This is a genomic window from Mesorhizobium sp. M7D.F.Ca.US.004.03.1.1 (assembly GCF_003998635.1).
Classification (GTDB): domain Bacteria; phylum Pseudomonadota; class Alphaproteobacteria; order Rhizobiales; family Rhizobiaceae; genus Mesorhizobium; species Mesorhizobium loti.
On sequence record NZ_RZQG01001443.1, the window covers coordinates 1 to 966 of the forward strand.

1 protein-coding gene and 1 pseudogene are annotated in these 966 nt (G+C 61.1%); both read left to right on the forward strand.

What is annotated here, in order from left to right:
• Positions 1–104, forward strand: a pseudogene (locus tag EN935_RS42565) (YkgJ family cysteine cluster protein); the annotation flags it as partial.
• Between the two features lie 75 nt (positions 105–179).
• Positions 180–791, forward strand: coding sequence for a LysE family translocator (locus EN935_RS37790; protein ID WP_109663387.1), 612 nt, complete (start codon positions 180–182; stop codon positions 789–791).
• Positions 792–966 lie beyond the last annotated feature (175 nt).

Consider the following 966-nt stretch of genomic DNA (forward strand, 5'->3'; position numbering starts at 1 on the left):
CTTGCGGCATCTATGATGTCCGCCCGGATGTCTGCCGCGCCTGCATGCCTGGTGACGACGATTGCCTGATGGCACGCCGGGCGCATGGATTGCCGACAGCTTAGCAAGGTTTCCGGCGCTTGTGCGCATCCTCCTTGCTGGCTACGCTGCGACAGGGCAGGGCGTCGGAGGAAACCATCGTGAGCATCGAATTTCTGTTGACGTCGCTGATCGTCGTGGCTTCGCCCGGCACCGGCGTTCTTTACACGCTGAGCGCCGGCCTCTCGCGCGGCGCGCGTGCCTCGATCATCGCCGCTTTCGGCTGCACCCTCGGCATCATCCCGCATATGGCCGCCGCCATCACCGGCCTGGCGGCGCTGCTGCACACCAGTGCGGTCGCCTTCGAGACGCTGAAATATCTCGGCGTCGCCTATCTGCTCTACATGGCCTGGAACACGCTGAAGGAAAAGGGCGGCCTCAGCGTCGAGCAGGATGTGACGCCACGCTCGGCCGGCAAGGTGATTGCCACCGGCATCCTCGTCAACGTGCTCAATCCGAAACTGTCGATCTTCTTCTTCGCCTTCCTGCCGCAATTCGTCAGCACCACCGAGCCCAATGCGCTGTCGAAGATGCTGGAGCTCAGCTCCGTCTTCATGCTTTTGACCTTCGTTGTTTTCGTCGGCTACGGCATCTTCGCCGCTTCGATCCGCAGCCATGTCGTGTCGCGGCCGATGGTGCTGACCTGGATGCGCCGGACCTTCGCCGGTGCCTTCGTCATGCTCGGTGCAAAACTGGCGCTGGCGGATCGGTAGAAACCGGTTCGCGGATCCTGTCGTCTCTGCGCAAAATCCCTGCCCAGATAGTCAGAAGGCGAGCCTAATGCATGTCGCCCAAAAGTGACCTCGGTTTTGGGAAAACGACATGCATAAAAACAAAGACCTAAAGCGCGTCGCCTGAATCCGTTCAAACGCGACGCGCTTTAGCGCC